The following is a 24,023-nucleotide window of genomic DNA, read 5'->3' as shown; positions in this document are numbered from 1 at the left end:
GCTCCTCACGCCCGGGCACCGATTCTCGGTGCCTGCACCCTGAGGTAGAAGCCGCCGCTCCGGTTCTCGACATCCGCGACGAGAAAATCCCGGAGAATCTCAGTCGACCGCGGTGACCTCCAGCAGCAGCGCCTGCTCCGGGTGCAGGGCCGGCAGTTGCAGTCCCACCGCCGCGAGCACCGCCCCGCTCAGCGTGGCCCCCTTCGGCAGCCAGCCGGGCTCGGTCATCTGCAGCACCGCCGGCTCCGGTACGCCCGCCGCCGGCCGCACCGCGTACCGGCGGCGTGGGTCCAGGCCGGGTAGCCGGACCGGCCCGGGGATCTGCGCGGCGGAGGTGTTCAGCCGGGACACCGCGTACACGGCCCGGGAACCGTCGTGGGCGACCACGCCGTGCGCCTGGACGGCCGGGTCGGGGTGGTCGACCCGGACCACCCGCCCGGCGTGCAGCAGCGGGCGCAGCCGCTTGTGCAGCGCCACCCAGGCGGCCAGCTCGGCGCGTTCGGCCGGGGTGATCGACCCGATGTCCCATTCGATGCCGTGGTGGCCGAAGAGCGCGGTCACCGCCCGGAAGGCCAGGTCGTGCACCCGGTGGGTGGTGTGCGAGCGCTCCGGTCCGATGTGCGTGCCGACGAGTTCCGGCGGGAGCAGCAGCCCGGTCCAGCGCTGGATGGCCAGGCGTTCCAGGGCGTCGTTGCAGTCGCTGGCCCAGACCCGGTCGGTGCGGCGCAGGATCTCCAGGTCGACCCGCGCGCCCCCGGAGGAACAGCTCTCGATCTCCACGCCCGGGTGCCGGCGGCGCAGCTCGTCCAGGAGCCGGTAGACCGCGACGGTCTGCGCGTGCACCCCGGGTCGTCCGGCGTGGCCGGCCTCGGTGAGGTCCCGGTTGTGGTCCCACTTGAGGTACGCGATGCCGTCGTGCTCGGTCAGCAGCGCGTCGAGCCGGGACAGCAGGTGGTCGTAGGCCGCCGGGTGGGCCAGGTCGAGGACCTGCTGGTGCCGCCACTCGGGGGGCAGCCGGCCGGGTGCGGCGAGCACCCAGTCCGGGTGGGCGCGGAACAGGTCGGAGTCGGGGTTGACCATCTCCGGCTCGACCCAGAGCCCGAACTGCATGTCGTGCCCGCGCACGTGGTCGATCAGCGGTTGCAGCCCGTCCGGCCAGACGTCGGCGTCGACGTGCCAGTCGCCGAGGCCGGCCCGGTCGTGGCGGCGGCCCCGGAACCAGCCGTCGTCGAGGACGAACCGTTCGACCCCCACCTCGGCGGCCCGGTCGGCGAGGCTCCTGAGCCGGTCCAGGTCGTGGTCGAAGTAGACCGCCTCCCAGACGTTCAGCGTCACCGGTCGGACCGAGCGCGGATGCTCGGGTCGGGCCCGCAGGTGGGTGTGCAGCACGTCGCTGAGCCCGTCCAGGCCGACGGTCGAGTGCACGGCGTAGAGCAGGGGGGAGGCGTACTCCTCGCCGGGGCCGAGCAGGATCTCGCCGGGGGCGAGCAGTTCGCCACCGCCCAGCGTGGACTCCCCGGTGGGGCGGCGTTCGGCGACGGTGACGTGGTCGCCGCTCCACGCGGTGTGCACCGCCCACACCTCACCGTGGCCGAATCCGAAGCCGGGCGTGCCGGCGACGAGCAGCAGGGTGGCGTCGTGGCCGGTGCGGCCGTGCCGGCCCTCGCGTACCCAGGCGCCCATCGGCCACGGGTGCCGCTGCGGCGCGCGTTCCCGGCACCAGCGGCCGGTCAGGTCGAGCAGTTCGGTGGCGACCGCCGGCACCGGCAGCACCGGCGTCAGCTCCCGCACCTCGTAGGGGGCCGCGCCGTCGTTGCGCAGCCGGTGCCGCAGCGTCAGCAGGCCGGTCGCGTCGAGGGTGAGTTCGGTGGTCAGCGTGAGACCGGCGGCCGGGTCCGCCGCCCGCACGGTCACCCGCGCCGCGCCCGGCCCGCCGTGGTCACCGTCCTCTCCGGATACGACCACCGCGTCACCGCCGAGGGCCGTGCGGCCCGGTTCCGGGCCGCCGTCGGACACGTCCACGCCGTCGAGGCGGAAGGCGGTGGACCAGTCCCGGCCGGCGCGGTGGCCGGCCAGGCCGGGGCGCCCGCTCCAGCCGGCGCTCGCCTCGGGCAGCAGGGACAGCACGGTCGGCGCGTCGAAGCTGCTCGGCACGACCGGCGGGATGGTCGCGTCGACCAGCGCGGGCAGCTCGTCGGCGGGGAGTGGGCCGAGGTCGGTGCCCCAGTGCACGACCCGGGGCAGGCCGGGACCGCGCGCGTCGAGCACCAGGCTGGTCCGCGCCCGGCGCAGGTGGATGACGCTCGGATTCGTCATGGCCGCTCATCTTTCCGTGAGGGCACACCCGGTTCCGTCACAGTGGGTGGCGGGACCGGGCGGCCGGATCGCGTTGAGCGACATGCCTGTCGGCCGTGGTCCTGACCGACAGGCATGTCGCTGTTCCGGAGGTCCGGTGGGCCGGGAGTCGGACGCCCGGCCCCGACGTCAGCCCTTCGAGGCGCCCAGGGTCAGCCCCCGGACGAACTGCTTCTGGAGCAGGAAGAAGATCACCAGGGTGGGAATCGCCACCAGCACCGAGCCGGCAGAGACGAGGTTGTTGTCGGTGAAGAACTCGCCGCGCAGGTTGTTCAGCGAGCTGGTCACCGGGAACTTGTCGCCGGTGCGCATCAGCACGGTGGCCCAGAAGAACTCGTTGTAGATCCAGGTGACCTCGAGGGTGGCCAGCGCGGCCAGGGCCGGCCGGCACAACGGCATGGTCACCTGCCAGTACTGCCGCCACACGCTCGCCCCGTCGACCATCGCCGCCTCGTACAGGTCGCGGGGGAGGGCCTTCATGTAGTTGCTGAGCACGAAGACGCAGAAGCCGCACTGGAAGGCCACGTTGACCAGGATCAGCCCCCAGTAGCTGTCGTAGAGCAGCTCCGAGTCGCTCATGAAGGCCGGCAGCGGGACCTGGGTGAAGAGCCGGAACAGCGGGATCAGCAGCGCCTGCTGCGGCAGCAGGTTCGCCGCGGTGAAGAGTCCGAGCAGGACGAGGTTGAGCTTCCAGCTGAACCGGGCGATCACGAACGCCACGCAGGAGGCCAGGAAGAGCGTCAGCAGCACCGCCGGAACCGTGATGTAGACCGAGTTGACGAAGTGCTTGCCGAACTCGGCGGTCTGCCAGGCGGTGACGTAGTTGTCGAAGGTCCAGCCGCCGAGCGAGACGTAGCCGTTGGCGGCGGTGTAGTCGTACGACCGCAGCGAGGTCAGCACCGCCCAGAAGATCGGGAAGAGCCAACCGACGGCCATCGCCCCCAGGAAGAGGTGCAGGGCCACCCGGGCGGGCCGCAACGGCGCGCGCCGCGGGGCCGGCGTGGTGGCCGCCGGCTCACGGGTCAGGGTCGCGGTGCTCATCGCCGGTCCTCCCTCATCACGGTGGTCAGGTAGATGGTGATGAAGACCAGCGAGACGATCAGCATGATGGTCGCCAGCGCGGAGCCGAAGCCGATCCGGCTCGCCTCGCCCACCACGTTCTGGGTGACCAGGGCGGAGATCAGTTCGAGGCCGTTGCGGCCCTTGTTGATGACCCAGACCAGGTCGAACGCCCGCAGCGACTCGATCACCGTCACCACCAGCACGATGATGTTGATGGGCCGCATCACCGGGAAGACCACCCGGAAGAAGGTGCTGGTCTCCGAGGCGCCGTCGACCGCGGCGGCCTCCCGCAGCGACGGGTCGACGCCCTTCAGCCCGGCCAGGTAGAGCAGCATGATGTAGCCGACGTGCCGCCAACCGGCGGCGAAGAGCACCGCCCAGATGTTGACGTTCGGGTCGCCGTACCAGTCGGTGTCGGTGCCGAGGAGGGCGTTGAGCAGCCCCTGGTCGCGGGAGTAGATCAGCTGCCAGACGAAGCCGATCAGCGCCAGCGACAGCACCACCGGCAGGTAGAGCGCGGTCTGGTAGAACCGGCTGCCGCGGATCTCCTTGTCCAGCAGGACGGCGAGGAACATCCCGATCGGGGTGGCGACCACGAAGAGCGCCGCCAGCCAGAGCAGGTTGTTCTGCACGGCCGGGGTGAACGGCGGGTAGATGTTGACCACGTCGGAGTAGTTGCGGCCACCGACCCACTCGATCTCGCTGACCGGGCCGATGCCGTCCCAGTCGGTGCCGGAGAGCGCCACGGTCGCCAGCGCCGGCAGCCAGACCAGGCCGACGACGAGCAGCAGTGGTACGAGCACCATCAGCGTGATGATCACGCGGTCGGTGGTGGACAGGAGCCGTAGCCGGCGGCCGCGACCACCCTTGGTGGTGGTGGTCGCGGCCGGCGACGGCACGGCGGGATCCGCTTGGATCAGGGGCAGGTCGGACACGATGTCCTTCCCCTCTCGCCGTCAGCTTGTGAAGATCGACTTCTTCTGGTTCTCGATGCTGGTCAGCAGCCCGGCGACGTCCTTCGGGTCCTTGATGAACTGCTGGAGCGCCGGGATGATCACCGTGGAGGCGAAGTCCGGCCGGGTGTCGCGGTCGAGGAACTGGGCGATCTCGGTGGCCGAGCCCACCAGCTCCGCGGCCTTCTTCTGCAACGCGGTGTAGCCGCTGGTGTCGGCGCCGGTGTTGGCGACCAGGGTGCTCGGGTCGTTCTTCACGGTGATGTTGGCGGCGTCCTTGGAGCCGACGTACTCCAGCAGCTTCTTGGCGTTCGCCTCGGACTTCGGCTTGCGGGCCATCATGTAGCCGTCGATCGGCGCGTCCAGGGCCTTCGCCCCGATCGCCGGGTCGATCTCCGGGAAGGTGAAGAAGTCCAGGTCGCTCTGCTCTTCGTTGCTGAACTGCTGGGCGACGAAGAGGCCGAGCAGGTACATACCGCTCTTCTTCTGCTGCAGCGACTGGGCGGCCTCCTGCCAGGTGCGGCCGAGGGCGTCCGGCTGGTGCAGGGGCAGCAGGCCGGCCCAGGTGTCGAAGACCTTCTTGACCTTGTCGGAGGTCCAGGCCTCCTTGCCGGCCATCAGGTCGACGTGGAACTGGTAGCCGTTGATCCGCAGGTTGAGGATGTCGAAGGTGCCCATCGCCGGCCAGCCGTCCTTGTCGGCGAACGCGATGGGGTTGAGCCCGTCCTTCTTCATCTGCGCGCCGAGGGCGTTCAGGTCGTCGAGGGTCTTCGGCACCTGGTAACCGCGCTGCTGCCAGACGGACTTGCGGTAGAAGACCGCCCACGGGTAGTACGACGCCGGCACGAAGTACTGCTTGCCGTCGTCGCCGGTGGACGCCTTCTTGAACGCGTCGGAGTAGCCGGAGAGCTTGCCCCACACGTCGCTGACGTCGCCGGCCAGGCCCTTGGCGGCGAAGAAGCGCATCCGGTAGCCGGCGAACCACATGAACACGTCGTCCGGCTTGCCCTGCAGGTAGTTGTTGATGTTCTCCTGGAAGGTGTTGTGGTCGACGGTGTTCACCGCGGGCTGGATGCCGGAGGAGGTCTGGAACCCGGCCATCACCTTGGCGATGACGTCCTTGGGCTTCGGGTCCGACTGGTTCGAGCCGACCGAGACCGACTTGCTCTCCGACCCGGAGCCGGAGTCGGAGCCGCATCCGGCGAGCAGTCCGGTGCCGAGCAGCGCGCCCGCGCCGGCCGTGCCGGCGAGCAGCGAGCGCCGTCCGACGCCGGCGACGGAGGGCGGTACGAGCCGGGCCAGGTACTCGGCTTCGGTACGGGGACGGGACATGGTGCCTCCTGCGTAAGAAGAGGTGCGCTGCGCCCAAGGGCCGTCAGTGGTGGCGGGGTCCGACCTCCGGGAATGCCAACAAAGATCCACCGAGAACCAACATTGGCAAACACGAACTGCCGGTGGCGCTTGAAGCTACCCCTCCCTGCGCCGCTGTCAAGAGGGCAGCTCCGGATCGATATGGCAGTGTTGGCAACGGATTCCGGAGGTAAACGTTGGAAATTCTGCCGGTGTTGGAAAGTGTTGACTTGTTCGATCAGGCGGGGCACGCTCTCCGGCATGCGACAGGACCTCACGTGGCAGGGCGACGGGATCTTCTACGGCGCCGACTACAACCCGGAGCAGTGGCCCGAAGAGGTCTGGGCCTCCGACGTGGCGCTGATGCGCCGTGCCGGCGTCGATCTGGTCTCCGTCGGGATCTTCTCCTGGGCGCTGCTCGAACCGTCCCCCGGCCGGTGGGAGTTCGGCTGGCTGGACCGGGCCCTGGACGTCCTGCACGACGGCGGGATCCGGGTCGACCTCGCCACCGCCACCGCCAGCCCGCCGCCGTGGCTGGCCCACCGGCACCCCGAGACCCTGCCCCGCACCGCCGACGGCACCGTGCTCTGGCCCGGCGGGCGGCAGGCGTACTGCCCCAGCTCACCGGTCTTCCGCGAGCGCTCGCTCGCCCTGGTCGAGGCGGTCGCCGGCCGGTACGCCGACCACCCGGCCGTGGTGATGTGGCACGTCTCCAACGAGCTGGGCTGCCACAACGTGCACTGCTACTGCGACGTCAGCGCCGAGGCGTTCCGCGGCTGGCTGCGCGAGCGCTACGGCGACCTGGACCGGCTCAACGACGCCTGGGGCACCACCTTCTGGAGCCAGCGCTACGGCGACTGGGCCGAGATCAACCCGCCGCGCACCGCGCCGACCTTCGCCAACCCCACCCAGCAGCTGGACTTCCTGCGCTTCTCCTCCGACGAGCAGCGCGCCCAGCTGCGCGCCGAGCGGGCGGTGCTGAAGCGGCTGGTCCGCCAGCCGGTCACCACGAACTTCATGATCGGCACCGGGATCAAGTACCTGGACTACCACTCCTGGGCGTCCGACGTGGACGTGGTCTCCAACGACCACTACCTGACCGCCGCCGACCCCCACTCGCACCTCGGGCTGGCGCTCGCCGCCGACCACACCCGCGGCGTCGCCGGTGGCGACCCCTGGCTGCTCATGGAGCACTCCACCAGCGCGGTCAACTGGCAGCCGCGCAACATCGCCAAGACCCCCGGCCAGCTGCGTCGCAACAGCCTCGCCCACGTGGCCCGGGGCGCCGACGGGGTGCTCTTCTTCCAGTGGCGCGCCTCCCGGGCCGGCGCCGAGAAGTTCCACTCCGCGCTCGTCCCGCACGCCGGCACCGACACCAAGGTGTTCCAGGAGGTCTGTCGGCTCGGCGCCGACCTGAAAGCCCTCGCCGAGGTGCGCGGCAGCCGGGTCGAGGCCGAGGTGGCCGTCCTGTTCGACTGGGACGCCTGGTGGGGAGTGGAGCTGGACTCCCACCCCAGCGTCGACGTCACCTACCTCGACCGGATCGAGGCGCTGTACCGGGCGCTCTGGCGGGCCGGCGTCACCACCGACGTGGTGCACCCCTCGGCCGACCTCTCCGCGTACAAGCTGGTCCTGGCGCCCACGCTCTACCTGGTCCGCGACGCCGACGCCGAGGCCCTGCACCGGTACGTCGAGGGCGGCGGCACCGCCCTGGTCACGTACTTCAGCGGCATCGTCGACGAGCACGACCACGTCCGGCTCGGCGGCTACCCGGGCGCGTTCCGCGAGCTGCTCGGCATCCGCACCGAGGAGTTCTTCCCGCTGCGTGCCGGCGAGACGGCACGCCTCGACGACGGCGCCACCGCCGACGTCTGGACCGAGTGGCTGCACCCGGAGGGCGCCGAGGTGCTCGCGTCGTACGCCGACGGGCCGCTGCCCGGCGTGCCCGCCCTGACCCGGCACCGGGTCGGCGACGGCGCCGCCTGGTACGTCGGCACCCGGCTGGACGAGGCGGCCACCGGCCGGCTGGTGGCCCGGCTGCTCGCCGAGGCCGGCGTGCGCGCACCGGCGGAGGCCCCGAGCGGCGTGGAGGTGGTCCGCCGCCGCGCCGGCGAGCGGTCCTGGCTCTTCGTGCTCAACCACACCGACGCCGAGGTCCGGCTCGACGTGACCGGCGTCGAGCTGCTCGGCGGGGCACGCTGCGCCGGCGACCTGGTCGTCCCGGCCGGTGAGGTGGCGGTGGTGCGCGAGGAAGGCGGCGCGGGGGCACCGCGGCCGGTCGACGCGTCGGACCCCCCGTCCCCGGCCTGACCTGCGTACCGTTTGCCCGTCCGTCCCGTGGAGCAGGAGGTCTGATGCTGGCCCAGCAACGGCAGAGCGCCATCCTGGAGCTGATCCGGCAGCGCGGCGGCGTGCGGGTCAGCCACCTGGTCAGCCGGTTCGGGGTCTCCGACATGACCATCCGGCGGGACCTGGAGGTGCTCGCCGAACGGGGGCTGGTCGACAAGGTGCACGGCGGGGCGACCCTCGCCGGGCCCGGCTCAGCCGAGGAGCCCGGGTTCGCCGCCAAGTCGATCCGGCAGCGGGGGGAGAAGCGGGCCATCGCCGAGCGGGCGGCGGCGATGGTCGAGCCGGGCATGGCGGTCGCGCTCTCCGCCGGCACCACCACCGCCGCGCTTGCCACGCTCCTGGCCGACGTGCGGGGGCTGACCGTGGTCACCAACTCGATCCCGGTCGCCGACGCGCTCTACCAGAACCCGCGCGCGGACCAGACCGTCGTGCTGACCGGCGGCATCCGTACCCCGTCGGACGCGCTGACCGGGCCGGTGGCCGAGGCGGCGATCGCCGCCCTCAACGTCGACCTGCTCTTCCTCGGGGTGCACGGAATGAGCCCGCGCACCGGCTTCACCACGCCGAACCTGCTGGAGGCGGCGGTCAACCGACGGCTGATCGGGGCGGCCCGGCGCCTGGTGGTGCTGGCCGACCACACCAAGTGGGAGACGATCGGCATCGCGACCATCGCACCGCTGGAGGAGGCGGACGTGCTGATCACCGACGCGAAGCTGCCGCCGGACGGGCGCCGGCAGATCGGCGAGCAGGTCGGCGAGCTGGTGGTCGTCGAGGCGGACTGAGTCGGGTCCCTCCACTGTGGTGTGCATCACCGTCGATGGACAACGGTCGGTGTGGCAAATGGCTATGCTCCTGCCGTTCGCCGACGTACGGGGGAGACATGACGACGAACCAGCAGTGGCCGGCTGGGTCGGGCGGACCGGAGCCGGTTCCCGGGCAGCATCTGGACGGCCCACCGGTCGGACCGCCGCTGACCGCCGGCCCGCCGACCGGGACGCCGCCGCAGCCCGCCCGGGGTCCGGGGAAGCGGCGGGTGGTGATCGGCGTGCTGGTGGTGGTCGCCCTCTGCCTCGGCCTGTGCGGGGTTGGCCAGTTCGTGACCAACCTGATCAATGAGGACGACTGGGAGGGCCTGGGTCAGCCGGTGCCGGCGTCGTCGGTTCCCGTCGACCTCAAGCCCACCTGGAAGCGACCGAACGGCTTCATCCCGGGCACCGGGGTCGACCCGCAGATCCGGTACGACCTGGAGACGTGGGTGCTGGCCTCGGCGGGGGTGCGTGAGCCGATGACGAGCAGGTGCGAGGGCACCGTCAAGGTCGGCATCCCGCCGAACCTCGACTGCACGGTCACCTTCGCCGGCCAGCCCGTCGACTACGAGGTCGACCTCACCGACAAGGGCAGTGGGGTCTTCGAGTGGAGGGCGTCGGCCAAGCAGACGGTGGTGACCCGGGCCGGCCTGCTCGCGCTCGTCGACCGACGTTACGGGTCCGGCGCCACGGGCTGGTCCGACCTTCGCTGCGAGGAGTTCCCCGAAATCGCTACCGTGCCCGTCGGCCAGCCTCTGCCGCAGCACTGCTACGCCAAGCGGAAGGACGACATCAAGACCGCCCGGATCAAGCTCACCCCCAGCGACCAGGGCGAACCGGCGCTGGAGACCGAGCTCCAAGAGGAGGGTCTGCGCTGACGTGCCTCCCAGGCACTTCACAGCCGTTCGGGTTACCGTGCCGTCCGTAGCTGTGCGCGCTCAACTGTGCAGCGCGCGTCCGTGAAGCGGGAGTTGTGATGGTGTTCAAGAAGATGCTGAGCGCGTTCGGCGTGGGCGGGCCCAGCGTCGACACGGTGCTGGCCAACCCGAACACCCGGCCCGGCCTGACCCTCGACGGTCAGGTCAACCTGCTCGGCGGGGACGCCCCCGCCAACATCGAGCAGGTGACCGTCGGGCTGGTCACCCGGGTCGAGATCGAGGGCGGCGACACCGAGTACGCCGGCATCATGGAGTTCCAGCGGATGACGGTCAGCGGCCCGCTCCAGCTGGCGCCGAAGCAGCAGCTCGCCATCCCGTTCCAGCTCCCGGTGCCGTGGGAGACGCCGATCACCGACGTCTACGGCCAGCGCCTGCACGGCATGACGATGGGGCTGCGCACCGAGCTGGCGATCGCCCGCGCCGTCGACAAGAGCGACCTCGATCAGGTCAACATCCACCCGCTGCCGGTGCACGAGCGGATCCTGGAGGCGTTCCAGCGGCTCGGCTTCCGGTTCAAGCACGCCGACCTGGAGCGCGGCCACATCCGCGGCACCCAGCAGACGCTGCCGTTCTACCAGGAGATCGAGTTCTTCGCCGCGCCGCAGTACGCGCAGAGCGCCACCGAGGTCGAGCTGACCTTCGTGACCAGCCCGCACGGCGTCGAGGTGATCCTGGAGTGCGACAAGCGCGGCGGCTTCCTCAGCCCCGGGCACGACGCCTTCGGCCGTTACACCGTCTCGCACGCCGACGCCGACCGGGTCGACTGGGCGCAGGTCGTCGACGGCTGGCTGCGCGAGACCACCTCCCGTTACGGCGGCCTGCGCGCCGCCGGCCACGGCCACCACGGCCGGGGCCACGGCATGGGCGGGATGGTCGCCGGCGCGGCCCTCGGCGTGGCCGGCGGGATGGTCGCCGGTGAGCTGATCGAGGACGCCTTCGAGGGCGACTTCGGTGGCGACTTCGAGTGACCCGCTGACGAGAGTGACCCGCTGACGACGTCGGCCCCCGGGACAGCTGTCCCGGGGGCCGATGTACTCAGGAACTGATCTCGTACGGTCAGTGGCGGGCCTTGCGCTCGTCACCGCTGCGGAAGTTGCTCCCGGCCTTGGCCAGACCGCGGCTACCCATGTAGCCGATGGTCAGCAGCGTGATGAAGAACCAGGCCTGCGGGGCGCGGAAGATGTCCACCCCGACGGAGTTCTTCCCGACCAGGTACGACGCGGCGAGGATACCGATCACACCGGCGACGTAGACCCAGAATTCGGTCGTCGCGAACGACGGCTTGGTCTCCGTACCCGGCGCCTGCATCGGCTGATCGCGATGCCCGTCGTGCATCGCCGGCATCGGACGGGTGGTCTCGTTGACGGCCGTCCGGTTGGAGACGTCCTGCATCGGCCGGTTGATCGGCCTGGTGGATGCAGCCTGCGTGCTCATCTGGTCCTCCTCAGGATTTGATGAGTACCTGCACTCCCTCGCCCCGTCACCGCGTATCGGCCACGGCACGGTTCGCCTGCTGTGGCGGGGGCACGAGGGGGTTACCCGGGGGCTCCGAGCAGCTAACACCGGATCCCGGCCGGATCGGCGCCGGTGGCGGGGCCGCGGGCGCGGTGCCACCGCCGGGGTACGTCGGCGCTGCCGGTTTGTCCGTCGGCTCAGCGGGCAGGCAGTGGATTACCGCCAGTTCTGCGAGGTGATGAACGTGCCTGAGAACGATCCGATGCGACAGTCCACCCGCAAGGCCGAGGAACGGCTCACCGCCGGCGTGTACGGCGAGGGCGCCCTGGACGAGGTGACCGTGCCGCAGACGGACGAGCTGCGGGTGATCCAGGAGCTGGACCCGGACGATCCGGCCGACTCGCCGATCGCCGCGGAGGTGCTGCGCGACGGCGGCCCGACCCGGGGGCAGGGTGCGGTCACCACGACCGGTGGCACCGCCGGCCCGGCGAGCGTGCGACGGGTGGCCAGACAGCCGGACCGGCACCCCGACGTGGCCCCGACCACCACCGGTGACGCCACCACCAGCGGCCTGAGCACCCCGGCCGGCGGCTCCACCAGCGACAAGTCCGCCACCGGCAGCCAGGTCGGCAACTTCACCAACGACAAGGCGAATCCGGGCTGACCCGCCGCGCGACGACCGCGGAAGTGGTGGCCTCCCGGGGAGGCCACCACTTCCCGTGTCGGGCGGGTCAGCGGGCGGGGCGGAGGATGCCCAGGCGCTGGGTGGCGCGGGTGAGGGCGACGTAGAGGTCGCTGCGCCCGCGCGGGGACTCCGCGACGATGCCGTCGGGGTCGACCACCAGCACCGAGTCGAACTCCAGGCCCTTGGCCTGGCCGACGGTGAGCACCACCACCCGGTTCTCCAGTTCGGGCTGCTCGCCGACGGCCGCCTCGGGCAGCGCGGCGACCACCGCGCCGGCCAGCTCGTCGATCCGGCCGGCCGGGACGATCACCCCGAGCCGGCCGTCGGCCAGCCCGGCGGCCTCCCGCGTCGTCGCCTCGACCAGCTCCCCGGCGAGCCGCCCGGCGGCGACCGTACGGTCCCACGGCGGCACGCCGCTGGCGCGTACCGAGCGCGGCGGGCGGAGCGCCGGATCGATCTCGGCGAGCACGTCGGCGGCGACCGCCATGATCTCCGCCGGGGTGCGGTAGCTCACGGTCAGCTCCTCCAGCCGCCAGCGCCGCGCCACGTACGGCTCCAGCGCCTCACCCCAGGACGGGGTGCCGGAGAGCGCGCCGGTCTGCGCCACGTCCCCGACGATGGTCATCGAGCGGCTCGGGCAGCGCCGCATCAGCAGCCGCCACGCCATCGGGGACAGCTCCTGCGCCTCGTCGACGATGACGTGCCCGAACGCCCAGCTCCGGTCGGCGGCGGCCCGCTGGGCGGTGGTCAGCCGGTCGGCCTCCTCCTGCCGTTCCAGCAGCCGGTCGGCGTCGATCAGGTCGGTGACGCCGAGGATCTCGCCGCCGTCCGCCTCGTCCTCCACGTCGATCGAGCGGGAACCGCGGGCGATCTCCAGGACGCCCTCGGCGTACTCGCGCTGGAAGGAGCGGATGCGTTCGCGGCGGGCGGCGGCGGCCCGCTCGTCCTCGCCGAGCAGCTCGGCGGCCTCGTCGAGCAGCGGCACGTCGGCCGGTGTCCAGCCGCCGCCCGGCTCGCGGTGCAGCAGCGCCCGCTCCGCCCCGGTGAGCATCGGCGCGGCGGCGGCGATCCGGTCGGTGCAGGCGTACAGGTCGGCCAGCAGCCGCTGCGGGGTGAGCACCGGCCAGAGCCGGTCGAGCGCGGCCTTGACCTCGGGCTCCTCCCGCAGTTCGCGGCGGATCTCGGCGAGGTCCGCCTCGTCGAGCAGGTTCTCCCCGCCCAGCGGGTCGGCGCCGATCCGCTCGGCGACCTGGCCGGCGAGCGCGTGCACGATCTCGACGTCGAAGAGCGCCCGGGCCAGGTTGTGCGGCCGGTCGGCGCGGCGGACCCGGTCGCGGGCCGCCCGGACGGTCTCGGGTTCCAGCCGGAGGATCTCCTGCTGCGGCAGTTCGATCTCCAGCGCCTCGTCGGGCACCCACTGCCGGTCGCGGACGGCGGCGGCGAGCACCTCGGCCAGCACCGCCCGCCCCTTGAGCGCCGCGACCTCGGCCGGCTCGGCCCGCCGCGCGCTCACCCCGGGGAAGAGGTCGCCGGGGGTACGCAGCAGCACGCCCGTCTCGGCCAGCGCCGGGAGCACCTGGGAGATGTAGCGCAGGAACGTCGCGTTCGGCCCGACCAGCAGGACGCCGCGGGTGGAGAGCTGCTGGCGGTGGGTGTAGAGCAGGTACGCCGCCCGGTGCAGCGCCACCGCGGTCTTGCCGGTGCCCGGACCGCCCTGCACCACCATGACGCCCGGCAGGTCGGCGCGGATGATCCGGTCCTGCTCGGCCTGGATGGTCTCCACGATGTCGCGCATCCGCCCGGTCCGCCCGGCGTTGAGCGCCGCGAGCAGTGACGCCTCGCCGGTCAGCTCCTCGTGGGCGGTGGGGGAGGCGGCGGCGATGTCGAGCATCTCGTCGTTGAGCCCGGTGACCTTCCGCTGCCGGGTCCGCAGGTGCCGGCGACGGCGTACGCCCTGCGGGTTGGCGGCGGTGGCGAGGTAGAACGCCCGGGCGGCGGGGGCCCGCCAGTCCATCAGCAGCGGGTCGTAGTCGCCGCTGGTCTCGAAGATCCCGATCCGGCCGATGTAGTGCCGGGCGCCGTCGGCGTCGTCGAGGCGGCCGAAAGCCAGGCCGTTCTCGACCGCGGAGAACTGCTCGACCTGGTCGGCGTACATCCGTACGGAGCTGTCGCGCTGGGACCGGGCCTGCAACGTGCCGCCGGTGGTGCGCAGCTCCTCGGCGAGCCGTCGGGCGGCCTGCTCGCGCATGCCGTCCAGCCGGTCGTAGAGCATGGAGACGTACTCCTGCTCACGGCCGATCTCGTCCTCGTGCCGCTCCAGCTCCCCGGAACCGCCGGATTGCGTTGACAAGCCGTCTCCTTGTCGATTATTATTGCGCCAGGAATGGCTGCGATCAGCCATTCCTTTTTGTGTCTGAACTGAGAAAGATACCGTGCGGCGGGCCACCGCACCAAGCCCCGTGACCACGTCACACTCCCACGCCACGGCCCCGCCGCCCCTACGCGCCGCGCGTTGGCCGGCCCTCAGCGCCGACGGCCCTCAGCCGCGGCGGGTGCAGACCTCGCGGGCCTTGGCCACGGTGTCGGTGTTCCAGACCACGGCCACGGTGAAGCAGTAGTCGGTGGCGCGGTCCAGCCCGTAGACCACGAAGCTGGTCGTCCCGGCCGGCAGCTCCCGGAAGGCACGCGGATCCTGGCCGGCCCGGCCACCGGAGATGACCACCGGCCCCTCGGCGCCCGCCGGGTACGTCCAGTCCAGCGCGATGTTGTCCCGGCGGTCCCGCAGCTTGACCGCGCCCGGCGCGGTCCCCGGCGGGGCCGCCGCCACGGTGGGGGAGGCCGGCGGTGCCGAGGCCGTGGCGGCGGTCGGCGGCTGCGCCGCGGGAGGGCCGTCGTCGCCGTCCACCTGAGACACTCCGGCCACCACCGCGGCGGTGCCCAGCAGCACCACGGCCACCCCGGCGACCACCGCCGGCGTGCCCGGGAACCGGCGCGGCGGCGGCGCGTGGTGCCCGGGCACCACCACCGGCAGCAGGCGGGACCGGTCCGGGCCGGGATCCACCCGACGCACCCCGTCGGCCTCCTCGGCGTACCCGCCGGCCAGCCCGACCACGGACGGGGGGACCGGGTCGTGCGGCGGTCGGTCGGCGTCGGGGGCGGGCTCGGGCGGCCACCGGCCCTCCCGCGGGTCGTCCGGGAACGCGCCGTCGTCCGGGGGGAGCCGCTGCCCGGGCACCGTCGGCGGGTACGTCTCGTCGGGCAGGGTCACCGGCCAGACCGTCGGGTCGGGCGGCCCCTCCGACCACGGCGGGGTCCGGGCGGCCGGCACCACCGGTACCTCCGGCGCCGGCGGCTCCTCGTCGGGGCAGACGTGGTCGGGGTCGGCGGCGGCCCGGGCCAGCGCGGCGACCTGACGGGCCAGCGGGTCGTCGGGGGTGAGGTACGCCGCGGCGAGCTCGCGGGCGAGCGCGAGGTTGTCGTGCCCCTCGGTGAAGCGGCCACAGTCACGCTGCATGGCCCCGAGCCGGGCCAGCATCTTGATGCCGCTGGGCTGCCCGTCGCCGTAGACCTCCCGGTGCAGCTCCCAGGCGTCCTGGAGGCGTTCCCGGGCCTGCCCGCACTGGCCGCGGGCGTACTCCACGGTGGCCAGGTCGGCGTGCGCGGCGAGCACCCGCAGTGACTCCGGACCGTCCCGGGCGGTCAGCTCCAGGATCACCTCGGAGTAGAGCCGGGCCGCGCGCGCGTCGCTGCCGACCCGGTGCAGCACCGCCGCGAGGGTCGCCGCCGCCGAGATGGTCCGCTCGTCGGAGCGGCCGTGGAGCCGGCTCGCCGCCGAGTACGCGAAGGCCGCCCAGCCGCGCGCGGAGTGCGGCTCGCCGAGCGCCACCAGCACCCGCGCCTGGAGCCCGGCGGCGTCGGCCAGCTCGGGCGAGGCGTGGTCCGGGCGGGGGTCGGCGTCGGTCAGCGCGTCGGAGAGCAGCCGCTGGGCGCCGGCCAGGTCGCCCGCGGACACCAGGTGGTGCGCCTGGACAGTCAGTTCACCGAAGCCGGAGGACACGCCCCATCGTGCTCACCCGGCGACGGTAAGTACAACCCTTGCCCGGGCGCAAGTTGGTCAAGAAGCGGTCAGGTGGTCGGTGAGGCTCTCGCTGATCCGGCGCAGCTGGTCGACCTGGGCGGGGGTGAGGGCGTCGAAGAGGTGACGGCGTACCCCTTCGACGTGGCCGGGCGCGGCGGCGGCGAGGGCGTCGAAGCCGGCGTCGGTGAGCACGGCGACCTGGCCGCGCCGGTCGGTCGGGCACTCCTCCCGGCGGATCCAGCCGGCGGTCTCCAGTCGGGCGACGGCGTGCGAGAGCCGGCTCCGCGAGGAGCCGGTCGTCTCGGCCAGCTCGCTCATCCGCAGCTGCCGGCCCGGTGCCTCGGAGAGGCGGACCAGGATCTCGTAGTAGGCGTGCGGAATCCCCGCGTCGCGTTGCAGTTCGCGGTCGAGGGTCTCCATCAGCGCCCGGGAGGCGGTGAGGAAGGCCCGCCAGGTCCGCTGCTCGTCAGGGTCCAGCCACCGGGTCATGAACACATCATACGACATGTGGTTGAATGCTCAACAAAGCCGCGCTAGCCTCGACCCATGGGTATCCACCGCCTGAACCACGCCGTGCTCTACGTCGCCGACCTCGACCGCAGCGTCGCCTTCTACCGGGACGTGCTGGGCTTCCGCCCGGTCGCGATGACCCCGGACGGCTTCCGCGGCGCCACCTTCCTCCAGGCGCCCGACTCCACCAACGACCACGACCTCGGCCTCTTCGAGATCGGCGCGGCGGCCGGGCGGTCGCAGGCCGGCCGGGCCACCGTCGGCCTCTACCACCTGGCCTGGGAGGTGGACACCCTGGACGAGCTGGCCGCCACCGCCGACCGGCTGGCCGCCGCGGGCGCCCTGGTCGGCACCTCCGACCACGGCACCACCAAGAGCCTCTACGGGCACGACCCCGACGGGCTGGAGTTCGAGATCGTCTGGCTCGTCCCGGCCGACCTGCTCGACGACGCCGCGTTGAGCGCCCGCAAGCGGATCGGCCGGCTCGACCTGGACCGGGAGCGCCGGCGCTACGGCGGCCAGACCCGCGGCGGGGTGGGGATCTCCGTCCCGGCCTGAGCCGGCCATAGGGTAGAACGGCAGGATGTCGACCGACGCCGTCCTGCGTGAGCTGCTCGTCCGCCAGCTCGACCACTGGTTGCCGGGGGCGATGCACCGTTCCCGGCGGGCCACCCTCGCGCTGGCGTACGCCGGCGACCCCGGCACCGCCGAGGCGGCCCTGCGGGTGGTGGCCGAGTTCGCCGACCGGCTGCGCGGCCGGCGGCTGACCGTGCTGGTGCTGGCCGGCGGGGGACCGGAGCTGACCGCCCGGCTCGGCGCGGTCGAGGCGACCCTGCCCGCCGACGTCGCCGTGCACGTGGTGCCCGGCGACCCGAGCCGGCTGCCGGTCACCCTGAAGGCCGCCGGGGCCGCCGGCGCGCCACTGCTGACCCTGGTCGACGGCGTCCTGCCCGACCCCGCCGTGCTGGCCGCCGCGGCCGGTGGCCGCCCGGCCGAGCTGCTGGTCACCGGGCCCGCCCCGGCGACGCTGCGCCCGGCGCTGACGGCGGCCGGTTTCCCGCTCGTCACCGAGGTGGAGCTGGTCCCCGCCGACGGCTCGCCGGCCCGGCTGCTGGCGTTCGGCACCGGACTGGACAAGAGCCTGGAGGCGTTCAAGGACGCGCTCTGGGAGGCCGACGAGTTCGCCGGGGTGCGCTACCGCGACCCGGCCGACCCGGCCGGGGGGCTGCTGGAGATCGCCCTGCACCCCGAGCCGGGGCCGCTGCGCCGCGAACTGCTCGCCGAGCTCCACCGGTCCGGCCCCCGGACGGTCACCGAGTTGCGCCGGCACACCCTGACCGCGACCGTCTACCGGGCCGCCGACACCGTCCGGACCCTCGACACCCTGCTCCAGGCCGGCGCGGTGCGCCGCGACCCGGAGCACGGCCGGCTCGGCGGCGACGTGACGATCAGCCCCGGCCCTGCCCCGGACGCTCGGTCAACTGCCTGACCACGATGGACGCGCCGGTGGCGATCACCCCGATGCTGAAGGCCATCTGCGCGCAGACCACCAGCCGGGCGACCTGCCCCTGCGGGTGCACGTCGCCGTAGCCGATGGTGGTGAGGGTGGCCAGGGCGAAGTAGAGCGCGTCGATCCGGGTGTCCAGGTTGGCGAACTCGTCGGGCCGGCTCATCGCGACGACGTAGTCGGCGAGCGCGAAGGTCAGCAGCCCCGCGAACAGGGCGACGGAGAGCCGGATCAGCGAGCGGACCTCGGACTCGCCGCGCGGCGCGGCGGCGGTGAGCTGCCGGCGTACCTGCCGGGTGACCAGCAGCGCGACGGTGGCCACCAGGAGCGCGGCGGCGGTGGAGCGCAGCACCAGGCGGGTGGTGTCCGGGTCGGCCTGGACCGGCACCAGGAAGTAGGCGAGAAGCAGCAGTGCCGCCACCACCAGCGCGTGCCGTCGGTCCCGTCGGTTGCCGCCCATGCGGCGATTGTCCGACGGGGACGCCGCGGCCAGGCCGGAAACGGCGAACCGGGGCCCGTCGTACGGCCGGCGGAACGTCGAGCGGGGTGCCGGTGAATCACCGGCACCCCGCTCGACCTCGGGACGTCATGCCCGGGACTTGTCCTGCTTCCAGGAGAGCGGCCCCGGCAGGTCGACCCGGTGCGCCTTGGCCTTCGAGTTCCAGGACCAGCGACCGATCTTGATGCTCCACGAGGAGAAGCCGTTCTCGGTGAAGTTCAGGATGATCGGCCCGTACTTCTTGCGCTTGCGGAACATCAGACCCATCGTGGGCTCCCTTCGCGTTCCCGGTAATGCCCTGCTGTCTCGATCCCGAACATGCCCGGACGGGCAAATCACGAAACCTGCGCCGGTTCCGTAGTGGACGGTGCCAGCGTGGCCCCTGCCGGGAAGTGCCGCCGGACGACGAACGACGCCCACGGTCTATCAGCGGGGTTCCCAGGCGTCCGGCAGAGCGGTCAGCTTCCGCACGTGCGCCGGCATCCGGCCGCTGACCACCTCGGCCAGGCTCACCTCGTCGAGGACCTGCCGGACGGCGGCCCGCACGGCGACCCAGAGCCGGGGCAGGTTCTCCGCCGCGCCGTCGTAGCGGGTCTCCTCCGGGCGCAGGCCGCGCACGCCGGCCAGCGGACCCTCCACGGCGCGCAGGATCGCCCCGACGGTGACCTCGCGGGGCGGCCGGGCCAGGGTGTAGCCGCCCTCCGCGCCCCGTTGGGCCCGGACGATCCCGGCCCGGCGCAGGTCGGCCAGGACGGCCTCCAGGAACTTGCGGGGCATGTCCTGCTCGGTGGCGATCGCCTGGGTGGAGAGCAGCGACGGGTACGCGGTGGCCAGGCTCAGGGCCGCCCGTACCGCGTACTCGCCGCGCGCGGAGATCTGCACCCCGCCATCATGCCCGGCCGTCACGCACCGGGACGTCGGTGGGCCGGCGCGGCCGGACGATCCGCGCGGGCGGCTGGTCCCGGGCGGCCCGGAACGCGCCCGGGCTCATCCCGACCTCCCGGGTGAAGAAGCGGCCGAAGTTCGTCGGCTCGGGAAAGCCCAGCCGGCGTCCGATCCGGGCCACCGGCTCGTCGGTGGCGGCGAGCAGCCGGCTGGCCTGGAGCGCGACCCGCTCGTCCACCACCTGCTTGGCGCTGCGCCCGGTCACCGCCAGGCAGGCCCGGGTCAGGGTCCGCACCGAGCAGCCCAACCGGGCGGCGTAGTCCTCGACCCGGCGGGTGTGCTGGTAGCCGCGCTCGATCTCCCGGCAGAGCCGGTGGAAGGTGGCCAGCTCGGCCCGCTGCGGGGCGTCCGCGTCGCCGGGCGCACCCTGCCCGCTCCGGGCGCCGCGCGGGAGCAGGGCCAGCCGGAGCAGGAGCACGGCGAGCTGGTGGCGGAGCAGGCCGCGGGCGGCCGGGTCGTCACGGTGCCGGCGGGTGTCCACCGCCAGCTGGCTGACCTCGTTGATCACCGCGTCCTCGTCCTCGCCGGCGAGCTGGTGGTGGGCCGGGACGGCGTCCGGGTCGACGTCCAGGCCGCGCAGCGCGTCGGCGTGCCAGCGCACCACCGTCGCGTCGAGCGGCGTGGTGCGGCGCAGCACCTGCCCGGGGTGGACGCGCAGCAGCGTGCCGGGGCGGCAGGGCAGGGGCCGGAAGTCCAGCTCGGCGGTGCCGTGGCCGCCGGTCACCAGGACGAGCAGGTCCGCGTCGAGCAGGACCGGCCGGCGCCACCCGGGTTCGGGGGCGAGGTCGCCGAGCTCCAGCAGGGTGATCTCGGACCAGGGCAAATCGTTACGGGCCGGGGAGAGCTGACCGGAAGGGACCATCCCGTCGACGGTAACCGGCGGGGCGGGCGGTCGCATCCTGGGCGAGGTACTCCGCCGCCACCCCCGGTGGCCCGCGGCCCGGCGTCGCTCCAGGGTTGTCCGGCCGTCGGGGCCGGGCTAGGTTACCGAGCGGTAGGCAGCCGGCGCGGCGAGGAGATGGGCATGACGGACCTGTTCGCGGTCGACGGCAAGACGGTGCTGGTCACCGGCGGTTCCCGGGGGATCGGGCTGATGATCGCGCGAGGATTCGTCCGGGCCGGCGCCCACGTGATCATCTCTTCCCGGAAGGCCGACGTGTGCGAATCGGTGGCCCAGGAGCTCTCCGCCGAGGGGCGCTGCGAGGCGATCCCCGCCGACCTGGCCGACGACGCGGGCGCCGAGGGGCTGGCCGCCGCCGTCCGCGCGCGCACCGACCGGCTCGACGTGCTGGTCAACAACGCCGGGGCGACCTGGGGTGCGCCGCTGGAGGCGTACCCGGAGAGCGCCTTCGACAAGCTCTGGGCGGTCAACGTCAAGGCGGTCTTCCGGCTCACCACCGCGCTGCTGCCGGCGCTGCGCGCCGCGGCCAGCCCCGACGACCCGGCCCGCGTGATCAACATCGGCTCGGTCGACGGGCTCCGGGTGCCGTTCATGGAGGTGTACGCGTACTCCGCGACCAAGGCGGCCGTGCACATGCTGACCCGCAGCCTCGCCCACCAGCTGGCCGGCGAGCACATCACGGTGAACGCGATCGCCCCGGGCCCGTTCGAGAGCAGGATGATGGCGTTCGCGCTGGACGACCCGACCTCCCGGGCGGCGATCGAGCAGCGGGTGCCGCTGGGGCGGATCGGTCGGCCCGAGGACATGGCCGGCACGGCGATCTACCTGTCCTCCCGGGCGGGGGCGTACCTCACCGGCGCGGTGATCCCGGTGGACGGCGGCATCACCACGCACGGCTGAGCGCCCCCGGGGAATGGTGCGGGGCGCACGGTTTCGGGCGTACCTGATCGTGTAGCCGGAGCCGCGCGGACTCGGCAGATCCGCGCGGCCCCGGTTCGGTCTGGTCAGCGACCGGCGAGCAGCCGGTTCACCGCCGTGTCGACGTCCAGGTGCTCGGCCTCGCGGCCGCGCGGGACGACGACGTAGGTCCGCCGCAGGAAGCGCACCAGGACGCTGCGCGGCACCTCGAAGAGAGCGTTGCCGTCGGGCGACGACAGCGCGAGCGCGACGAAGTCGCCGCGCGGGGTGGCCCAGGGCCAGACCCGGACGTCGCCGATGCCGGCCGGCTCGTCGAGGCCCGTGACCAGCAGTTCGCGGGCGAAGGACCAGCTCACGGCCTCGCCGCCGGCGGATTCGGCGTGGAACAGGACATGGACCGCATACGGGTCAGCAGGGTCGTAGCGCAGGCTGGCACGCACCGGCAAGGCGGTGGCGTCAGGTGCGACGAGCCTTAGCGACGTCTCGACCTCTACGGTCGTCGGTCGGATGACACTCATGGACGTTCTCCCCCCGGCACCGCTGCGGAACGCGCGTGTCCCGCTTTTCCCATACTCAGGTGCTACCTCTGGCTACGCTCCGCCATACGCTGACTTCACCCAGTGGTGGGAAGGGGGTCGGAAACGCCGCGAGAATGTGAGAATTCTTGTAGGATTTCCGGTTCTGCCCAGTGCGGGGGCCCGCCCGAAGTCGGGTGGTTCAGTCGTCGACTTACTCCGGTAACGTCCAGTGGTCTGCAGTAGTGACGGGCCGGGACGACACTGGGGGGTGAAATGGTCACCAACCGTTCCTCAATGGATGCGTCGAGGGCGACCGAATCACCGAAAGTAGGGGTCCTAGCAGCCGAAAGGCGGGGGTACGGGGTGCCGATGGAGCGACACGAACGGGACGGACGGCCGGCGTCGGGGGACGCCCCCCATGGCCGTGGCCCCCGTGCTGCCGCCGGCGGCACCGCGCTGGCCGAGCGGCGCGTCACCGGGTGGCGCGGACGGGTCCGGACCACCCTCGAACTCATCCGGGCGAACCCCACCGGCCGGATCGCGCTCAAGATCTTCATCGCCATCGCCGGCGCCCTCGTCGTCACCGTCGGTATCGCCCTCATCCCGCTCCCCGGGCCGGGCTGGCTGATCGTCATCGGCGGGCTCGCCATCTGGGCGGTCGAGTTCCACTGGGCGCGACGGCTGCTCGCCTTCACCCGGCGACACGTCCACGCCTGGACCCGATGGGTGACCTCCCGGTCACTGCCCGTCCGGTTCGTGCTCGGGGCGGTGGGCCTGGTCTTCGTCGCGGTCGTGGTCTGGCTGTCGCTCAAGTACAGCCTCGGCATCGACCTCGTGGCGCGGCTGCTGCACTACCTGGCCACCAACTGAGCTGCCGATCATCGGGTGAGCCGGGGTCGCCCGCGGCACGCGGACCCCGGATTTCCGGTCCGGTCCCACGATCAGGTAGAGTCATCGTCGCTGAGGGCGATTAGCTCAGCGGGAGAGCGCTTCGTTCACACCGAAGAGGTCACTGGTTCGATCCCAGTATCGCCCACCATGAATATGGCAAGCTCAAGGCCCCTCAATCGAGGGGCCTTGACTCGTATCTGAGGATCAGTCATTCCTCCGAGGCAGCGAGAAGGCAGCAAGGACTTCAACACCCAGCGGTCCCGCTCAGCAAGCAGGCAGCCAAACCGGCGAGCAGGAGCGGACAATCCCGGACCTGGACCTCAGGGCCGCAGCGCGCGTAGGAACGCTATGGCTGCAGTGCGGCGGGTAGGCGTCCTGGCAGCTGCCAGGGCAGCCATGTGCGCGTCGAGGCGCTCGCGCTCGTCGTTGGTCAGCGCGGCGGCGATGGCTTCGCCATACGTCGGGACCAGGGGGTTGGGGGCGACCCGCTTGAGCGCGTCCCAGTCGCTGATCGGCTCGGCGGGTACGTCGAGCTGGGCGCGGTAGTCCAGCTCCACCGCCTCGAAGCCCGAAGTCTCTGCCCAAGTCATGAGGTCGCGCTCGTCGAAGTCGACCATCGGCTGTGTGCGTCCCCGGTACACGTTGCGGACCTTGGCGACCAGGTCGTCGACGGGGGAGCCGCCCAAGCCGAACAATTCGTCGGGGCGGTGCTGCAGCAGGAAGCGGTTGATGGGCTCGAAGAGGGAGAGCCTTCCGTCTGGCCGCAGCACTCGGAAGAACTCCGCGAACGCGGTGGCTTTGCGGTCGGAGTAGATGAGTACTGACCGGGTGGTGACGACGTCGACGGAGGCATCCGCAACGCCGGCAAGGTCCTCGGCCGGCGACCGTACGAAGCTGCACCGCTCATCGCCGTCGGCGATCCGCCGGCACTGGTCGAGCAGGTCCTGCGACACGTCGCTGAAGATGACACGGCCGTCCGGGCCGAGACGGTCGAGCGCACCAAACCCAATTAATCCGGTTCCGCATCCGACGTCGAGGAGGACGTCATCGGGTTTCAGATCGGCTCGGTCGAGGACGCCGTCGCGGAACCACGCCAGGTCTGAGGCGTACCGGGCGCGCAGGGTGGCGCTTCCGCCGTCTCGGCGCGTCAACAACCACTGTGCCCACCTGTCGGTCGTCATCGCGTCACGATAATGCCGGCCCGAGCACCGCACTGGCCCGTCACACAGCGATAGCGGGCCAAGATCCGGACTACCTGCGGAACGAGCGCCCCAAGGTCCGCGTCCAGCGGCTGATTTGATGC

Annotated in this window: 23 protein-coding genes and 1 tRNA gene; 10 read left to right on the top strand and 14 right to left on the bottom strand. The window is 72.4% G+C overall.

Annotated elements, in window-relative coordinates; translation table 11 throughout:
- Positions 1-99: 99 nt before the first annotated feature.
- The 4 genes from AC5L3Z_RS17865 to AC5L3Z_RS17850 form a co-directional block, all read right to left on the bottom strand.
- Positions 100-2,316 (bottom strand): alpha-galactosidase, encoded by a 2,217-nt coding sequence (locus AC5L3Z_RS17865; RefSeq protein WP_494843411.1) that lies wholly within the window; start codon positions 2,314-2,316, stop codon positions 100-102.
- Between the two features lie 168 nt (positions 2,317-2,484).
- Positions 2,485-3,396 carry a carbohydrate ABC transporter permease gene (locus AC5L3Z_RS17860; protein ID WP_494843409.1) on the bottom strand — a complete coding sequence of 304 codons (912 nt, stop codon included), beginning with the start codon at positions 3,394-3,396 and terminating at the stop codon, positions 2,485-2,487.
- Positions 3,393-4,352, bottom strand: coding sequence for a carbohydrate ABC transporter permease (locus AC5L3Z_RS17855; RefSeq protein WP_494843407.1), 960 nt, complete (start codon positions 4,350-4,352; stop codon positions 3,393-3,395). Before AC5L3Z_RS17855 ends, AC5L3Z_RS17860 begins: the two co-directional genes overlap by 4 nt.
- Before the next feature lie 21 nt (positions 4,353-4,373).
- Positions 4,374-5,702 (bottom strand): ABC transporter substrate-binding protein, encoded by a 1,329-nt coding sequence (locus AC5L3Z_RS17850; RefSeq protein ID WP_494843405.1) that lies wholly within the window; start codon positions 5,700-5,702, stop codon positions 4,374-4,376.
- A 279-nt stretch (positions 5,703-5,981) separates the two neighbouring features.
- On the opposite strand from AC5L3Z_RS17850, the gene AC5L3Z_RS17845 reads away from it, so the two are divergent.
- The 4 genes from AC5L3Z_RS17845 (at position 5,982) to AC5L3Z_RS17830 (ending at position 10,781) form a co-directional block, all read left to right on the top strand.
- Complete coding sequence (locus tag AC5L3Z_RS17845) at positions 5,982-8,030, top strand: beta-galactosidase (RefSeq protein WP_494843403.1); 2,049 nt, start codon at positions 5,982-5,984, stop codon at positions 8,028-8,030.
- Positions 8,031-8,074: 44 nt separating this feature from the next.
- Entirely contained in the window at positions 8,075-8,851 is a 777-nt protein-coding gene (locus AC5L3Z_RS17840; RefSeq protein WP_494843401.1) for a DeoR/GlpR family DNA-binding transcription regulator, read from the top strand.
- Between the two features lie 98 nt (positions 8,852-8,949).
- Entirely contained in the window at positions 8,950-9,753 is an 804-nt protein-coding gene (locus AC5L3Z_RS17835) for a hypothetical protein (RefSeq protein WP_494843400.1), read from the top strand.
- Positions 9,754-9,851: 98 nt separating this feature from the next.
- The gene (locus AC5L3Z_RS17830) at positions 9,852-10,781 is read left to right on the top strand and encodes a sporulation protein (protein WP_494843399.1); all 930 of its coding nucleotides are present in this window, start codon (positions 9,852-9,854) and stop codon (positions 10,779-10,781) included.
- A gap of 88 nt (positions 10,782-10,869) precedes the next feature.
- Here the strand turns inward: AC5L3Z_RS17830 and AC5L3Z_RS17825 are convergent, their stop codons facing one another.
- Positions 10,870-11,247, bottom strand: a complete 378-nt coding sequence (locus AC5L3Z_RS17825) for a hypothetical protein (protein ID WP_494843398.1) — start codon at positions 11,245-11,247, stop codon at positions 10,870-10,872.
- A 265-nt stretch (positions 11,248-11,512) separates the two neighbouring features.
- On the opposite strand from AC5L3Z_RS17825, the gene AC5L3Z_RS17820 reads away from it, so the two are divergent.
- Positions 11,513-11,932 (top strand): hypothetical protein, encoded by a 420-nt coding sequence (locus AC5L3Z_RS17820; RefSeq protein ID WP_494843397.1) that lies wholly within the window; start codon positions 11,513-11,515, stop codon positions 11,930-11,932.
- Positions 11,933-11,999: 67 nt separating this feature from the next.
- Here AC5L3Z_RS17820 and AC5L3Z_RS17815 read toward each other — a convergent pair whose 3' ends face one another.
- The 3 genes from AC5L3Z_RS17815 to AC5L3Z_RS17805 all read right to left on the bottom strand — a co-directional run bounded on the left by AC5L3Z_RS17815 (position 12,000) and on the right by AC5L3Z_RS17805 (position 16,520).
- Complete coding sequence (locus AC5L3Z_RS17815) at positions 12,000-14,354, bottom strand: HelD family protein (protein ID WP_494843395.1); 2,355 nt, start codon at positions 14,352-14,354, stop codon at positions 12,000-12,002.
- A gap of 138 nt (positions 14,355-14,492) precedes the next feature.
- Positions 14,493-16,010 (bottom strand): tetratricopeptide repeat protein, encoded by a 1,518-nt coding sequence (locus tag AC5L3Z_RS17810; protein ID WP_494843394.1) that lies wholly within the window; start codon positions 16,008-16,010, stop codon positions 14,493-14,495.
- 57 nt (positions 16,011-16,067) lie between these two features.
- A complete protein-coding gene (locus AC5L3Z_RS17805; protein WP_494843393.1) occupies positions 16,068-16,520 on the bottom strand; it encodes a MarR family winged helix-turn-helix transcriptional regulator in 453 nt (150 codons plus the stop codon).
- 57 nt (positions 16,521-16,577) lie between these two features.
- Here AC5L3Z_RS17805 and AC5L3Z_RS17800 point away from each other — a divergent pair, with 57 nt between their 5' ends.
- Entirely contained in the window at positions 16,578-17,099 is a 522-nt protein-coding gene (locus AC5L3Z_RS17800; protein ID WP_494843391.1) for a VOC family protein, read from the top strand.
- A gap of 25 nt (positions 17,100-17,124) precedes the next feature.
- Positions 17,125-18,030: a hypothetical protein gene (locus tag AC5L3Z_RS17795; RefSeq protein WP_494843390.1), complete on the top strand. Its 906-nt coding sequence runs from the start codon at positions 17,125-17,127 to the stop codon at positions 18,028-18,030.
- On the opposite strand, the gene AC5L3Z_RS17790 is transcribed toward AC5L3Z_RS17795, so the two are convergent.
- The 4 genes from AC5L3Z_RS17790 to AC5L3Z_RS17775 form a co-directional block, all read right to left on the bottom strand.
- Positions 17,990-18,508: a potassium channel family protein gene (locus tag AC5L3Z_RS17790; protein WP_494843389.1), complete on the bottom strand. Its 519-nt coding sequence runs from the start codon at positions 18,506-18,508 to the stop codon at positions 17,990-17,992. The two genes, AC5L3Z_RS17795 and AC5L3Z_RS17790, sit on opposite strands and share 41 nt — an antisense overlap.
- 126 nt (positions 18,509-18,634) lie before the next feature.
- Positions 18,635-18,814, bottom strand: coding sequence for a DUF4236 domain-containing protein (locus AC5L3Z_RS17785; RefSeq protein WP_208569874.1), 180 nt, complete (start codon positions 18,812-18,814; stop codon positions 18,635-18,637).
- 159 nt (positions 18,815-18,973) lie between these two features.
- On the bottom strand, positions 18,974-19,429 hold the full coding sequence (locus AC5L3Z_RS17780; protein WP_494843387.1) for an RrF2 family transcriptional regulator: 456 nt from the start codon (positions 19,427-19,429) through the stop codon (positions 18,974-18,976).
- Between the two features lie 7 nt (positions 19,430-19,436).
- Positions 19,437-20,354: a helix-turn-helix transcriptional regulator gene (locus tag AC5L3Z_RS17775; RefSeq protein ID WP_494843386.1), complete on the bottom strand. Its 918-nt coding sequence runs from the start codon at positions 20,352-20,354 to the stop codon at positions 19,437-19,439.
- A 162-nt stretch (positions 20,355-20,516) separates the two neighbouring features.
- On the opposite strand from AC5L3Z_RS17775, the gene AC5L3Z_RS17770 reads away from it, so the two are divergent.
- Positions 20,517-21,293, top strand: coding sequence for an SDR family oxidoreductase (locus AC5L3Z_RS17770; protein WP_494843385.1), 777 nt, complete (start codon positions 20,517-20,519; stop codon positions 21,291-21,293).
- Between the two features lie 104 nt (positions 21,294-21,397).
- On the opposite strand, the gene AC5L3Z_RS17765 is transcribed toward AC5L3Z_RS17770, so the two are convergent.
- Entirely contained in the window at positions 21,398-21,829 is a 432-nt protein-coding gene (locus AC5L3Z_RS17765) for an SsgA family sporulation/cell division regulator (protein ID WP_007457244.1), read from the bottom strand.
- A gap of 294 nt (positions 21,830-22,123) precedes the next feature.
- On the opposite strand from AC5L3Z_RS17765, the gene AC5L3Z_RS17760 reads away from it, so the two are divergent.
- Complete coding sequence (locus AC5L3Z_RS17760) at positions 22,124-22,699, top strand: TIGR02611 family protein (RefSeq protein WP_494843382.1); 576 nt, start codon at positions 22,124-22,126, stop codon at positions 22,697-22,699.
- Between the two features lie 94 nt (positions 22,700-22,793).
- Positions 22,794-22,868 (top strand) — tRNA-Val (locus AC5L3Z_RS17755).
- 172 nt (positions 22,869-23,040) lie between these two features.
- Here the strand turns inward: AC5L3Z_RS17755 and AC5L3Z_RS17750 are convergent.
- Entirely contained in the window at positions 23,041-23,901 is an 861-nt protein-coding gene (locus AC5L3Z_RS17750; RefSeq protein WP_494843380.1) for a class I SAM-dependent methyltransferase, read from the bottom strand.
- Positions 23,902-24,023 lie beyond the last annotated feature (122 nt).

This window comes from Micromonospora sp. LZ37, assembly GCF_059359015.1.
The sequence above is the reverse complement of the archived record's forward strand: the minus strand, read 5'-3'. Positions and strand labels throughout refer to the sequence as shown.